At 60.1% G+C, this 12,369-nt stretch carries 13 protein-coding genes, 1 tRNA gene and 1 pseudogene; 4 read left to right on the top strand and 11 right to left on the bottom strand.

Translation table 11 applies throughout. From position 1 onward, the window contains the following. Positions 1–7 precede the first annotated feature (7 nt). From CFB39_RS02110 to CFB39_RS02100, 3 genes are read right to left on the bottom strand one after another with little or no spacing between them, the layout of a single operon-like run. Positions 8–598: a hypothetical protein gene (locus CFB39_RS02110; protein WP_089472038.1), complete on the bottom strand. Its 591-nt coding sequence runs from the start codon at positions 596–598 to the stop codon at positions 8–10. Beyond that, positions 546–2,444: a TIGR02594 family protein gene (locus CFB39_RS02105; RefSeq protein ID WP_089472037.1), complete on the bottom strand. Its 1,899-nt coding sequence runs from the start codon at positions 2,442–2,444 to the stop codon at positions 546–548. Before CFB39_RS02105 ends, CFB39_RS02110 begins: the two co-directional genes overlap by 53 nt. A gap of 24 nt (positions 2,445–2,468) precedes the next feature. Next, entirely contained in the window at positions 2,469–2,843 is a 375-nt protein-coding gene (locus CFB39_RS02100; RefSeq protein ID WP_179257636.1) for a hypothetical protein, read from the bottom strand. Positions 2,844–2,856: 13 nt separating this feature from the next. Here CFB39_RS02100 and CFB39_RS39175 point away from each other — a divergent pair. The 3 genes and pseudogenes from CFB39_RS39175 to CFB39_RS02095 all read left to right on the top strand — a co-directional run. After that, positions 2,857–2,955, top strand: a pseudogene (locus CFB39_RS39175) (IS5/IS1182 family transposase); the annotation flags it as partial. 196 nt (positions 2,956–3,151) lie between these two features. Then, the gene (locus CFB39_RS39170) at positions 3,152–3,625 is read left to right on the top strand and encodes a hypothetical protein (protein WP_144030224.1); all 474 of its coding nucleotides are present in this window, start codon (positions 3,152–3,154) and stop codon (positions 3,623–3,625) included. 63 nt (positions 3,626–3,688) lie between these two features. Then, positions 3,689–4,618, top strand: coding sequence for a hypothetical protein (locus CFB39_RS02095; protein ID WP_089472036.1), 930 nt, complete (start codon positions 3,689–3,691; stop codon positions 4,616–4,618). A 364-nt stretch (positions 4,619–4,982) separates the two neighbouring features. Here the strand turns inward: CFB39_RS02095 and CFB39_RS02090 are convergent. The 7 genes from CFB39_RS02090 to CFB39_RS02060 all read right to left on the bottom strand — a co-directional run bounded on the left by CFB39_RS02090 (position 4,983) and on the right by CFB39_RS02060 (position 10,124). Continuing rightward, positions 4,983–5,058, bottom strand: a tRNA-Thr gene (locus CFB39_RS02090). Positions 5,059–5,076: 18 nt separating this feature from the next. Next, positions 5,077–5,604, bottom strand: a complete 528-nt coding sequence (locus tag CFB39_RS02085) for a ClpXP protease specificity-enhancing factor (RefSeq protein WP_089439080.1) — start codon at positions 5,602–5,604, stop codon at positions 5,077–5,079. A gap of 71 nt (positions 5,605–5,675) precedes the next feature. Then, complete coding sequence (locus CFB39_RS02080) at positions 5,676–6,287, bottom strand: glutathione S-transferase N-terminal domain-containing protein (protein WP_006400565.1); 612 nt, start codon at positions 6,285–6,287, stop codon at positions 5,676–5,678. 92 nt (positions 6,288–6,379) lie between these two features. Beyond that, entirely contained in the window at positions 6,380–7,138 is a 759-nt protein-coding gene (locus CFB39_RS02075) for a cytochrome c1 (RefSeq protein WP_071335456.1), read from the bottom strand. Positions 7,139–7,159: 21 nt separating this feature from the next. Then, on the bottom strand, positions 7,160–8,542 hold the full coding sequence (locus tag CFB39_RS02070) for a cytochrome bc complex cytochrome b subunit (protein ID WP_089424344.1): 1,383 nt from the start codon (positions 8,540–8,542) through the stop codon (positions 7,160–7,162). Beyond that, the gene (gene petA, locus CFB39_RS02065; protein ID WP_039366620.1) at positions 8,539–9,159 is read right to left on the bottom strand and encodes a ubiquinol-cytochrome c reductase iron-sulfur subunit; all 621 of its coding nucleotides are present in this window, start codon (positions 9,157–9,159) and stop codon (positions 8,539–8,541) included. The genes CFB39_RS02070 and petA overlap by 4 nt, the downstream gene beginning before the upstream one ends. 218 nt (positions 9,160–9,377) lie before the next feature. Then, complete coding sequence (locus tag CFB39_RS02060; RefSeq protein WP_089424343.1) at positions 9,378–10,124, bottom strand: Nif3-like dinuclear metal center hexameric protein; 747 nt, start codon at positions 10,122–10,124, stop codon at positions 9,378–9,380. Between the two features lie 21 nt (positions 10,125–10,145). Here CFB39_RS02060 and CFB39_RS02055 point away from each other — a divergent pair, with 21 nt between their 5' ends. After that, entirely contained in the window at positions 10,146–11,351 is a 1,206-nt protein-coding gene (locus CFB39_RS02055) for a Do family serine endopeptidase (RefSeq protein ID WP_089424342.1), read from the top strand. Positions 11,352–11,561: 210 nt separating this feature from the next. On the opposite strand, the gene tatC is transcribed toward CFB39_RS02055, so the two are convergent. Next, on the bottom strand, positions 11,562–12,350 hold the full coding sequence (gene tatC / locus CFB39_RS02050) for a twin-arginine translocase subunit TatC (protein WP_046544799.1): 789 nt from the start codon (positions 12,348–12,350) through the stop codon (positions 11,562–11,564). Between the last annotated feature and the right edge of the window lie 19 nt (positions 12,351–12,369).

The raw sequence follows: 12,369 nt of genomic DNA, 5'->3' as shown, positions 1-12,369 counted from the left end.
GCACGGATCAATTACAGGCGTCGAGCCCGAGCACACCTGTTCGCAGCATCACACGTCCCTTGTCCTTGATGAACGACAGACTGTATGCGCGAATGCGCTGCCCGGCGACGCACTGGGCACGGCTTGTATCGATCGAGTAATTGAATTCGGAAACGCACTGCCCGACGGGGAACGTCGACGACGTACGCACGGCATCGGGGCTGTGGTCGCGTCCGGGATAGTACAGATAGGCCGCGTCATGCGCGTTCTTGAACGATCCGAACACGTCCGGATGCTGCGCAAGGAATGTGGCAACGGCGCGCGCCCGTGCCGGACCGCTCGTCGTGGCCGCAAGCGACCGCGATAGCTCCGTGATGTTCGTGCCGAGCGAAAACTTCGGCGCTGCATACGCGGCGAAACCGTCCGGCGACGGGAATGTCGCCCAGAAGTCGCGATCCATCTGCTGGACCTCGGCTTGCGTCAGGCAGTCTTGCGCCGACGATCGGGATAATGCGGCAGTACTACCACCAGCCAGTACCGAAACCAGGACAGTGACGCACCACGTCTTAACGATCTGCATTTTTCTTTTTCTTGGCAAAGGTAATGTGAAACTCGTCATTGAGGTCTTGCGTTGTGCTCTTTTCGAGCTCGATGCCCTTGGCCAAACGGTCCTGCGCAAACTTCAGATAACTGGCGGGCACGAAGAACCCCTTCAGTTCGGAGGCCTTCTGCATACCGAAGTTGATCGCATCGCTCTGATTTCCGCCAAGCAGGATCGGTGCACCCGTGCTCGTCTGCGCATAGACGAAAGCTGCATGCCCGCCCTTCCGGTGCTTGTATATCGCAACGGCACCGAACACGGGTTTGTCGATTTTCACAAAATTCTTGCTGTGACGGAATGATTGAGAATCTGCCGGTGCAGAGGTCATCGGATACCCGGCCTGATGCAGACACCAGTTTGCAAATGACGCACACCAGGGGTTGCCGTCGCCGACCAGCGTCTTGAGATTGACGCCAACTTCCTCATGATAGTTGATCGTCTGCGTAATCACGTCCTCTTTCTGCCCGTGCCACAACTTGGCCTGTTCGATTGCATACGTCATCCACGGCGCCTCGCCCGAATCCGTGTTCAGCGTTGCAATCGGATGCCCCTGGCCTTGCTTGCTGCGATCGAGCGTGGTGTCGGGCTTGCCCGACTTGTTTGCCGTCGCGGGCGCCGCCGACGCGCCTTCCGCATCCGAACCCGTGACAGGTGCCGCGGCACGTCCCGGCTCGGTGTGTGTCGCGCCGACTCCCGTACTCACCGCAGCAGGCGTGCCCGCCTTCGGACGATCCGTCGTGGTCGCAGGTGCCGCGACGCCCGGGGCCGGCTTCGCGATCTGGCTCAGGTCGACCTTCTGGCCGGCTGCGTCATCGGCCGTTTTGCCCGTGTCGCGTTTGCCACCGTCCGCGTGCGCCGGTGCGGAGTCGGACTTCGAATGTCCATGCGAGCGCGGCGCATGTTCGTCCGCCGGCTTCGTCATGTTGATGTACAGGTAATCGCCGGCAAAGATTCGCGTCGAATGAAGGTGATTGTCCTTCTGCAACTGCTCGACGCTTACTTTGAATTTCGCGGCGATCTTGCCAAGCGTGTCGTGCGAAACGATCTTGTAGCGGAAACCTGCCGGCTTGTCGTGGCGAACGGGGTCCTTCGCAAAGTGCGCACCGGTCGGCGCCGAGACCGTCAGCAGGTCGTGGAAAAACACGTAGGCCGACGATTTCGCCTGCGTCACGATCGTGCCGATCTCCTTCAGCCCCTCCGATCGCTCGATGAACAGCTTGAACTGCTCACCCGCCGCTTCGAACGGCAACAGCGGGAGTTGCCCCGTCCGATCGGTCTTCGTCGACAGGCTCTTGCCCTTGCTCTGCACGACGACCTTCTGGTCGGGAATCGGCTTTGCACCATCCGAAAGCGTCACCGTTGCCGTGCGAATCCACTGCTCATGTCGTGATTTGAGATAAGCGTTGAACCCTTCGTACTTCTCCATCGTCTTCATCATCGAATCGAGTTCGGCGTCGTTCATCGAATCGATCTTGCGCGTGCTGTCAAACCCTGTCCCGTGGCAGATGAACGCGATGTACTTCTCCGTATTGTTCTCCAATGGTGGCGCATAGACATACATCGCATCGTGGATCGACATCGGATTGTATTTCCGGCGCAGCATCGCCTTCTTTTCCGCCAAACCGGTCTCGTAGTCGGGAAAGATCAAAAACTCGCCGCTCTTGGTGTCGCCGACACCGATGTGCGTCTTGATGATGCCGCCGTTCGGGTGCTTCTTGTAGTCGCGTGGCGGACGGATGTTGCCGGGGTTGTTGAATCGCCATGCAATCGCCCCGCCGCTGCGCAGCAGGATATCCCCGTTGTCAGCAACGTACTGGACGGTCAGCGTCGCCTTGTCGTGTGTCGCGGAAATGAACTTCGTCATGTCGGAATGCTCAAGATACCGAAATCAGTGCAGCGCCTTCGCCGTCTCCGACAGCGCGCGCTCGACCGTATAGTCCTGCTTCTCGGAATACTGCGCCTCCGCAACCGGAGCGAAGTAATAAGTCCACTCCACTTCGCCTCCGGCAAATAGACGGTAGGTTCTGGTGCTCACGGCACCGGGCTGGTTATAGCCGTGCGTAGCGTCCTTGTGCGCAGTCACCAGATAGACGTTCTTGCCTTTCACCGAGACCATCGCGTCGGTAATGATGTCGTCGCCGCCATTGAAGGTGCTGAACGACAGCTTGTAGTCGTTGAGCTTCTTCTTGTCGTTGACGATCGGGATCTGGTACAGCGTGTGGTCGCTGCTCTCCATGTAGAACGTGTAGTTCAGGTAGCGCAACGTCCTTTGGTGACGTCGCTTCGGGTTGCAGGCGACCAAGGTTGCGGCTCACGTCGGCGTAATCAACCGTATAGCGGACCTCGCTCGTCCGCAATCGGTTCGCGTCGCCTGAAATCATGACCATGTGGGCCACTCCGTCCTCACACTCGACTTTTGCAACAATACCCTCCGCTCGAAAAATTGGCGGAACAATGATGAAAAAATAATTCTTTCAAACCCTTCAGATTTTCTCAAGCGCACCGATAATTCATCAGACGAATGCGTTTTCGGTTCGTCGGATACTCCATCCAATTATTGAGAAAATCGCTATGCGAAAAATCACGAAAAAATTCGTTTTGGCGGCTCTGCTGTCGTCGGCTGTCGTCGGCGCTTATGCTGGCACCACTTCAATTCAGAAAACGACGTCACCGCCCCAAGCGCTCATTTTTTCGACCGGTGCCGGTTTTGCAGCTGGCGCACATTTCGGGTTGAGCGGTTCTGACTTTCCGGGCTCGCTGCTGCTTGCGAACAAAAAGCTGATTAGCATCGATGTTCAAACTACGTCATATGTCGGCGCAACGACCGATGTCGTCTCTGTTTGCTATTTGCCGCCGTACACGACGCAATCCAATTATTGCCGCAATGAAATCGTTCCGGGGACTAGCGTTAGTCTTAAAGATTTCAACAATCTGCCATTCGGCAACGGCGCTTCCGTTGTGATTAGACACAACCCGACCGGACGGCCCAGTACGTTCCTGAATCCCGCAGGCACTGAATCTGTAACCTACAACTACTCGTATTGATGAGTACACGCCCCGCTTGAGAAATCAGCGAGGCGTTTTTGATTTCACGACGCGGGGTTTTAAATGGAAATCAACTCTAACGTTTCGACGATAACGCAAAATAGCGGCACTGCTAAATCACCGACAACACCTGCGGCCAGCGATTCGACCGGCGCTGCTGCTTATGCATCCACTTTGGCTCAATCGACATCGACACAAGCCGATAGCGTGACGCTGAGCGGCGAAGCAATTATGCTCTCGCGGTTATATGGCGGTTCCGAAAAGGGAATCCCGGCAACGCCGTTAGTCGGACCGAAAGACGTTGGTGCTGCTGATCCGGTTATGTGGCTTAACGCAGACGACCGTAGCGCGTTGTCGGATCTGTACGGGTATGCACAGCAGACCGGCGCTGACCTGCATTACGTTGACGATATCGCGTTTCAGCTTGCCTATTATCGGCAAACTGCAGGTACAGTAGTATCGAACTGGACGACTAACCCGATGTACGATAAGGAAGGCCATCGCCTCACATCTTCTTTCAGCGACAGAGACGTGGCATCCGCGAAAGTGATTCAAGATAACAGCAAGAATACCAAACTGGATAAGGGCTTTTTGAATTACGTATTGGATCAAGGTTACGGCCAGAACCACATTATGAATTTCCAGTTTCTGGAGAAATTCGTCACCCACGGCTCAAATTCCGCCGACAAGAATTCTAATGGGGCGGAATTTGGAATATACGCACCGACGCCCAGATCGATTGTCACCGCCTCCAAAGATATCGAACTCAAGCGTCCGGAACCGGATTTCATAAACACAAATGGCGTGTTCACCATTACCGCAAAAGGTACGAAAAACGGCTTTTCACTGGTGAATGGTCAGCCGGTTCAGCAACAGAAAGCGAATACCGTTCAGGCACAAACCGGACATTTTTCGATCAATATTGATAAACCGTCTTTCGCAAAAATGCTACTTTCGACGCTGAAAGGCGCGCTGTTAAACCTAACGCGGTAGCCCACTAAAAAAGCGACGTGATATAAGTTACGCAGCAGATAAAACTACGCGCCTGCACGATAGATCGAGCCCGCCATATGCGGGCTTTTCATTTGGTGGGAAGCTTCGCCTTAATGTTCAAAGGCAAATCGTACAATTGAACATAGCGCTCACCGGCTATGACGATTTACCACTCATAGTCCGACAGGAACTGTCGGAGCTTCGGGCCATTGCCTTGCTTGTTGTCCGCGACACCGCGCAATTCAGTCCCTTCGACGACCAAACGCTCGCCGTGGCCAATGTTGGAGTAACGCGGTTTGTAGAACAACGCTTTGATTGTAGAACAAAAAAATGCGGGCCCCATCTCTGGGACCCGCATGGGTATTGGTGCCGGCTGCAGGACTCGAACCCGCCACCTGATGATTACAAATCAACTGCTCTACCAGATGAGCTAAGCCGGCGTAGCGCGAGATTCTACCTCATTTCACGATCTTGAGGCGAGGTCTGCTGCCACCTTTTGAACCGTCGCCATCGCCGTCGGTTTTCGGCGGTTCGTCGGCGCCTTCGGAGGGCTCCTCGTTCGCGCCGCTGTCGGCCACCGGCGTCAACACCGCAGGCGATTCGTCGCGCTGCGCTTCATCCGTCTGCGCCGCTTCATCATCGAACGCACCCGAATCCGCGCCTTCACCCGCGACCGCATCGACCTGGAACGCCATGCCCTGCCCGTTCTCGCGCGCATAGATCGCGAGCACGTTGGCAACCGGAATCTCGATCTTGTGCGCCTTCCCGGAGAACCGAGCCGTGAACTCGATCCACTCGTTGCCCATCTGCAACTGGCTCGTCGCCTCGAAGCTGATGTTGAGCACGATCTCGCCGTCACGCACGAACTGACGCGGCACGCGCGTCGAGTTGTCGACCCTCACCGCGATATGCGGCGTGTAACCGTTATCGGTGCACCACTCGTACAACGCGCGCAGCAGATAAGGCTTCGTTGAAATCTCTTGCATCACAATCCTCGAACCCGGAGCGGGGGCGCGGCATGCCGCGCCGCCCTCTCCGTCATGCACTCATTGCACCATCAACGACGCATGACCTTTTCGGACGGCGTCAGTGCTTCGATGTAGGCCGGACGGCTGAAGATCCGCTCGGCGTACTTCATCAGCGGCGCCGCGTTCTTCGACAGCTCGATGCCGTAGTGATCCAGACGCCACAGCAGCGGCGCGATCGCGACGTCGAGCATCGAGAATTCCTCGCCGAGCATGTACTTGTTCTTCACGAAGATCGGCGCGAGCTGCGTCAGGCGATCGCGGATCGCAAGGCGTGCCTTCTCGTGGTTCTTCTCCGCTGCCTTGCCCTTCTCGTTCTCGAGCGTGCTGACGTGGACGAACAGTTCCTTCTCGAAGTTGAGCAGGAACAGGCGTGCACGTGCGCGCTGCACGGGGTCGGCCGGCATCAGTTGCGGATGCGGGAAGCGCTCGTCGATGTACTCGTTGATGATGTTCGATTCGTACAGGATCAGGTCGCGCTCGACCAGGATCGGCACCTGACCGTACGGGTTCATCACCGAAATGTCTTCCGGCTTGTTGAACAGGTCGACGTCACGGATTTCGAAGTCCATGCCCTTCTCGAACAGCACCAGCCGGCAACGCTGGGAGAACGGGCAAGTTGTGCCGGAATACAGAACCATCATGTTTGCGTTTCCTCAAAAAAGCCGAGGGCCGGCACGCGGCGAACCCCTTCCGGGGTTCCACCTTGCGCCGGCCCCACGCCGGTCAGGCGTGATTACTTGATATCTTTCCAGTACGCGGCATTGAGCCGCCAGGCCAGGAAAGTCAGGACACCGAGAAAGATCAGCACCCATACGCCGAGGCGTTTACGGGTCTGCTGAGCCGGCTCGGACATCCAGGTCATGTACGCCACCAGGTCGGCAACCGCAGAATCATAATCCACCGCGGACAGTGTCCCCGGTGTGACCTGCTGGAAGCCGACGAGCGTATGGACCTTCTCGCCCGTCTCCTCGTCCGTCTTGTCTTCGAATTTGGCGGTGCGCTGCCCCTGCAGCTGCCACAGTACATGAGGCATGCCGACGTTCTCGAACACCGCGTTGTTCCAGCCGCTCGGCCGTGTATCGTCGCGGTAGAAGCTCCGCAGATACGTATACAGCCAGTCGCGGCCGCGCGCGCGCTCCTCGACCGACAGGTCGGGCGGCGAGGTGCCGAGCCAGTTCTTCGCGTCTTCGGGCCGCATCGCGACGGACATCGTGTTGCCGACCTTGTCGGTCGTGAACAGGAGATTCTTTTCGATCTCCTTCTGGGATATGCCCAGATCCGTCAGACGGTTGTAGCGCATCAGGTTCGCGCTGTGGCAGTTCAGGCAATAGTTTACAAACAATTGCGCGCCGTGCTGAAGCGAAACGAGATTTTCCGTGTTATCGGGCGCCCGGTCGAGCGGAAAATTACCTTCCGCCCGAACCGCCGGCGCCGCCAGCAGCGCACACGCGGTCGCCCCGATCAGCGCGAGTGTCGAAAGCAGTTTCTTCATGTCGTTCTCTCCTCGCTCACGTTAATGGGGCTTGAAGCGCACCCGCTCCGGCGGCTGCTTGAACGTGCCAAGCGGCGTCCAGACGGGCATGCCGAGGAAGAACGCGAAGTAGATCAGCGCACAGGCCTGCGCGATCAGCGTCGAGGCCGGCGATGGCGGCCGCGTGCCGAGGAACCCGAGGGTCAGGAACGCCACGACGAAGATCCCGAGGAACACCTTGTGGAATAGCGGCCGATAGCGGATCGACTTCACCGGGCTGCGGTCGAGCCACGGCAGGAAGAACAGCGAGACCACCGCGGAACCCATCACGACGACGCCCCAGAACTTCGACTCCGTCAGGTACATGAACACGACGATCGCCGCGGCCAGCACCGGCAGGCCGACCTTCCACTTGCCGCGCGCGCGGATCAGCGCGAGCACGCCGAGCAGCGCGATCACGATCATCAGGACGATCTTGAACGGGTCGGTGGTCGCGCGCAGCATCGCGTAGAACGCGGTGAAGTACCAGACCGGCGCGATCTCGGGCGGCGTCTGCAGCGGGTTCGCCGGGACGAAGTTGTTCGCCTCGAGGAAGTAGCCGCCCATCTCCGGCGAGAAGAACACGATCAGCGCGAACACCATCAGGAACACGCACACGCCGAGGAAATCGTGCACCGAGTAGTACGGATGGAACGGGATGCCGTCGAGCGGCACGCCGTTCTCGTCCTTCTTCGCCTTGATCTCGATGCCGTCCGGGTTGTTCGAGCCCACTTCGTGCAACGCGACGAGGTGCGCGATCACGAGGCCGACCAGCACGAGCGGAATCGCGATCACGTGGAACGCGAAGAAGCGGTTCAGCGTGACGTCCGACACGACGTAGTCGCCGCGAATCCACAGCGACAGGTCGGGGCCGACGAACGGGATCGCCGAGAACAGGTTCACGATCACCTGCGCGCCCCAGAACGACATCTGGCCCCACGGCAGCAGGTAGCCGAAGAACGCCTCGGCCATCAGGCACAGGAAGATCGCGCAGCCGAAGATCCACACGAGTTCGCGCGGCTTGCGATACGACCCGTAGAGCAGCCCGCGGAACATGTGCAGGTAGACGACCACGAAGAACATCGACGCGCCCGTGGAGTGCATGTAGCGGATCAGCCAGCCCCACGGCACCTCGCGCATGATGTACTCGACCGACGCGAACGCGAGCGTCGAGTCGGGCTTGTAGTTCATCGTCAGGAAGATGCCGGTGACGATCTGGTTGACGAGCACCAGCAGCGCGAGGGAGCCGAAGAAGTACCAGAAGTTGAAGTTCTTCGGCGCGTAGTACTCGGAAACGTGCTTCTTCCAGGTGGACGTGAGCGGGAAGCGCTGATCGATCCAGCCGGTGAGACCTGTCGTGGAGACTTCCTTGTTGTCGGCCATCACGCTTCTCCTTTCTCGTCCTTGCCGATCACGAGGGTCGTTGCCGACGTGAACATGTAGGGCGGGATGTCGAGATTCTGAGGCGCCGGTTTGTTCTTGAACACACGGCCGGCGAGGTCGTAGGTCGAACCATGGCACGGGCAGAGGAAGCCGCCCGGCCAGTCGTCCGGCAGGTTCGGCTGCGGACCCGGCGTGAAGCGTTGGCTTGGCGTGCAGCCGAGGTGCGTACACACGGCCATCACGACGAGAATGTTCTTGCGATCGGCCCGCGCGCGATATTCGTTCGCGCAATACGCGGGCAACGGCATCGTATAGGGCTTTTCGGTGGTCGGATCGGCCACTTCCTTGTCGGCCTTGACCACATCGGCGAGCATCGCGTCGGTGCGGTTCAGGATCCACACCGGCTTGCCGCGCCACGGCACGGTCACCATTTCACCGGGCTTCAGCCCGCTGATGTCGACTTCGACCGGTGCACCGGCCGCTTTCGCTTTCGCGGACGGCGCAAGCGACGCCGCGAAAGGTATGACGGTGGCTACGCCTCCCACGCCACCTGCTACGGATGTCGCAATCAGCCAGGTACGGCGGCCGCTGTCGACGCGTTTCTCTTCCTTGTCTCGCATCACACGCCCCACTTCTGAGTTGGATTTTCCGTCACGACTTTTCATTCCGCCGCTAGTTTGCGCGAATGGAGTCGCCATTTACAAGGCCCGGAGATGAAAATCCCTTCGAAGTGATTGATAGTTAAGGGTTTTCCCCCACTATCGGAGCGATTAAATCATTTCACTTTTAAGCATCCGCTACATTGCGAGATTTCGATGCGCTGCCGCAAATCCGGCATTCAGACCGGGTTATGGATATCGATAAAAAGGTGTTCGATATCGAATTCTTCCGACAAGTGGGCGCCAAGTGCTTGGATTCCGTAGCGCTCGGTCGCATGGTGCCCTGCCGCAACGAACGCGACGCCGCTCTCGGCAGCCGTGTGCGTCACGTATTCGGACACCTCGCCGGTCAGGAACACGTCCGCGCCGGCGTCGATCGCCGCGTCGAAATAGCTTTGCGCGGCGCCCGTGCACCACGCGATGCGGCGCAGCTGCATGTCCGGATCGCCGAGCACGAGCGGCGTGCGGCCAAGCGTGCGTTCGACCTTCGCGACGAAGTGCTCGAGCGTGACGGGCATCGGCAGCGTCGCCATCCAGCCGAGGTCGCCTTCGCCGAACCGCTGCTCGCCGATCAGGCCAAGCCGGTCGCCGAGCTGCGCGTTGTTGCCGAATTCGGGATGCGCGTCGAGCGGCAGGTGGAACGCGAACAGGTTCAGGTCGTTCGCGAGCAGCAGCTTCAGGCGCTGGTACCTGCGGCCCGTGATCTGCGGCGGCTCGTTGCGCCAGAAATAGCCGTGATGGACCAGCACGGCATCTGCCCCCCATTCAAGCGCGGCTTCGAGAAACGCGACCGACGCCGTCACGCCGGTAGCGATCTTCTCGATCTTGCGGCGCCCCTCGACCTGGAGGCCATTCGGGCAATAGTCCTTGAAGCGCGCGGTTTCAAGGGTATTGTTCAAGTACAATTCAAGTTCGATCCGATCCATATAAACCTCTAATCCATTCAGATGCTTAGACGCTTCTGGCTGTTCTTCGCGCAGGCGGTTACCGTGCTGCTCGCGCTGATGTTCATCGTCGTGACGCTCAAGCCGCAATGGCTGCAACGGCAAGGACAGCTCGGCAAGCAGCTCGCCACGCCGATCGTTGCGCTGCGGGAAGTCGCGCCGGGCATCGGCGGCGCACCGGCGACCACGTCGTACGCCGAAGCCGCGCAAAAGGCGATGCCGGCCGTCGTCAACGTGTTCTCCAGCAAGGACGGCTCGCTGCCGCCCGACCCGCGCGCGAAAGATCCGCTGTTCCGCTACTTCTTCGGCGACCGCAACGCCCGCAAGCAGCAGGACGAACCGGCCGCCAACCTTGGCTCGGGCGTTATCGTGAGCCCTGAAGGTTACATTCTAACGAACCAGCACGTCGTGGACGGCGCCGACCAGATCGAAGTCGCGCTCGCCGACGGCCGCACGGCCACCGCGAAGGTGATCGGCAGCGATCCCGAAACCGATCTCGCCGTGCTGAAGATCAACATGACGAACCTGCCGACGATCACGCTCGGCCGCTCCGACCAGTCGCGGGTCGGCGACGTCGTGCTCGCGATCGGCAACCCGTTCGGCGTCGGCCAGACGGTCACGATGGGGATCATCAGCGCGCTGGGCCGCAACCACCTCGGCATCAACACGTTCGAGAACTTCATCCAGACCGATGCGCCGATCAACCCCGGCAACTCGGGCGGCGCGCTGGTCGACGTGAACGGCAACCTGCTCGGCATCAACACCGCGATCTACTCGCGTTCGGGCGGCTCGCTCGGCATCGGCTTCGCGATCCCCGTGTCGACCGCGCGCACGGTGCTGGAAAGCATCATCACGACGGGCTCGGTCACGCGCGGCTGGATCGGCGTCGAGCCGCAAGACGTCACGCCGGAGATCGCCGAGTCGTTCGGGCTGACGCAAAAATCGGGCGCGATCGTCGCCGGCGTGCTGCAGGGCGGCCCGGCCGACAAGGCCGGCATCAAGCCGGGCGACATCCTGATCTCGGTCAACGGCGACGAGATCACCGACACCACGAAGCTGCTGAACACCGTCGCGCAAATCAAGCCCGGCACGGCGACCAAGGTGCACGTCGTGCGCAAGGGCAAGGCGTTCGACCTGAACGTGGTGATCGGCAAGCGCCCGCCGCCGCCGAAGCAGGCGCTCGACGAGCAGGACAGCGATACCGAGTGACGCCGGGCGAGCGGCGCACGGCCGCATGCCCGGACACCGTCGGAAATGAAAAAAGGGCAGCCGGCTGGCTGCCCTTTTGCTTTGTATCGAAAGACCGTCGTTGCCGGGCAGATGGCCCCGCCCTCCGCTTTCCGACCGACTGCGCCACCGAGTTTCGCTCAAGCCTGACGCCGGAGGCCCGGCCGCAGCGCGCCGCCCGGCGCGCTGCCGTCAACTGGCGGCTTCGCCGTTCTCCGCCTCGCCTTCCTCGGCCGGCTTCTTCGGCACGAAGAACCGCGCCGCCAGCAGCCCGATCTCGAACAGCACGACCAGCGGCAAGGCGAGCATCAGTTGCGAGAACACGTCCGGCGGCGTGACGACCGCCGCGACGACGAACGCGCCGACGATCACGTACGGACGCATCTCCTTCAGCTTCTTCAGCGACAGCACGCCCATCCGGACGAGCAGCACGACGACGATCGGCACCTCGAACGTGACCCCGAACGCGATGAACATCCCGAGCACGAAGCTCAGGTAGTTGTCGATGTCGGTGGTCATTTCCGCGCCGAGCGGCGCGTTGTAGTGCGCCATCACGCGGAAGATCGTCGGGAACACGAGGAAGTACGCGAACGCCATCCCGCACAGGAACAGCAGGTAGCTGCTGCCGACGAGCGGCGCGACGAGCTTCTTCTCGTGCTGGTACAGCCCCGGCGCGACGAACGCCCAGATCTGGTACAGCACGATCGGCAGCGCGATCACGAGCGCGACGAGCATCGTGACCTTCATCGGCACGAAGAACGAGCCGGTGACGTCGGTGACGATCATCTTGCCGTCCTTCGGCAGGTTCTCCATCAGCGGCCGCGCGAGCAGCCGGAAGATGTCGGGCGCCCAGTAGACGAGCCCGAGGAACACGACGATCACGGCCGCGCCCGCGCGAATGATGCGATCGCGAAGCTCGACGAGATGGGAAATGAAGGTTTCTTCCGGGGCGTCGCCCGGGTTCTGCTGGGGGTCGCTCACACCGGCCCTCGGTAGGATT

It is taken from the genome of Burkholderia sp. AU6039 (assembly GCF_002223365.1).
Classification (GTDB): Bacteria; Pseudomonadota; Gammaproteobacteria; order Burkholderiales; family Burkholderiaceae; genus Burkholderia.
This window is presented reverse-complemented; position numbering and strand designations above follow the sequence as displayed.

Bases quoted from the DNA above. Each gene is read 5' to 3' on its own strand.
- CFB39_RS02110 (WP_089472038.1), bottom strand. From the start codon at position 598: ATGACGAGTTTCACATTACCTTTGCCAAGAAAAAGAAAAATGCAGATC.
- CFB39_RS02105 (WP_089472037.1), bottom strand. From the start codon at position 2,444: ATGACGAAGTTCATTTCCGCGACACACGACAAGGCGACGCTGACCGTC.
- CFB39_RS39170 (WP_144030224.1), top strand. From the start codon at position 3,152: ATGCGAAAAATCACGAAAAAATTCGTTTTGGCGGCTCTGCTGTCGTCG.
- CFB39_RS02095 (WP_089472036.1), top strand. From the start codon at position 3,689: ATGGAAATCAACTCTAACGTTTCGACGATAACGCAAAATAGCGGCACT.
- CFB39_RS02085 (WP_089439080.1), bottom strand. From the start codon at position 5,604: ATGCAAGAGATTTCAACGAAGCCTTATCTGCTGCGCGCGTTGTACGAG.
- CFB39_RS02080 (WP_006400565.1), bottom strand. From the start codon at position 6,287: ATGATGGTTCTGTATTCCGGCACAACTTGCCCGTTCTCCCAGCGTTGC.
- CFB39_RS02075 (WP_071335456.1), bottom strand. From the start codon at position 7,138: ATGAAGAAACTGCTTTCGACACTCGCGCTGATCGGGGCGACCGCGTGT.
- petA (WP_039366620.1), bottom strand. From the start codon at position 9,159: ATGCGAGACAAGGAAGAGAAACGCGTCGACAGCGGCCGCCGTACCTGG.
- CFB39_RS02060 (WP_089424343.1), bottom strand. From the start codon at position 10,124: ATGGATCGGATCGAACTTGAATTGTACTTGAACAATACCCTTGAAACC.
- CFB39_RS02055 (WP_089424342.1), top strand. From the start codon at position 10,146: ATGCTTAGACGCTTCTGGCTGTTCTTCGCGCAGGCGGTTACCGTGCTG.